Origin of the sequence: Microtetraspora sp. AC03309, assembly GCF_020826795.1 — a bacterium.
Lineage (GTDB): Bacteria > Actinomycetota > Actinomycetes > Streptosporangiales > Streptosporangiaceae > Microtetraspora > Microtetraspora glauca.
Window position 1 is genome coordinate 1 of record NZ_JADDIL010000643.1, and the last position, 384, is coordinate 384.

Annotated in this window: 1 protein-coding gene; it reads left to right on the forward strand. The window is 66.9% G+C overall.

Annotation, left to right across the window (positions count from 1 at the left end; translation table 11 throughout):
- Nucleotides 1–384 (forward strand): hypothetical protein (locus IMZ11_RS44745; protein ID WP_228649901.1); only part of this gene is annotated, 384 nt, incomplete at both ends.

Genomic DNA, 384 nt, shown 5'->3' on the forward strand with positions numbered 1-384 from the left:
CGGGCCACCTCGACCACGCCCACCTGATCGCCAGCCACGCCGAAACCACCGCCCGCTCCATCACCAATCCCGACTACCAAGCTCAGGAGCTGACAGAACTAGTGACGGTGCTGGTCGGCATGGGGCACCTCAACCACGCGGAAACCATCTCCCACGCCATCACCCACCCAGACGCCCAAGCTCAGGTGCTCACACTGCTGATGACGGCACTGGCCCGCACAGGCCGCCTCGATCACGCCGAAACCATCGCCCTCTCCATCACCGACCTGGACTACCGAGCGCGGGCGCTGACGCGGCTGGTTACGGTAGCGGCCGATGCGGGCCACCTCGACCACGCCCACCTGATCGCCAGCCACGCCGAAACCACCGCCCGCTCCATCACCA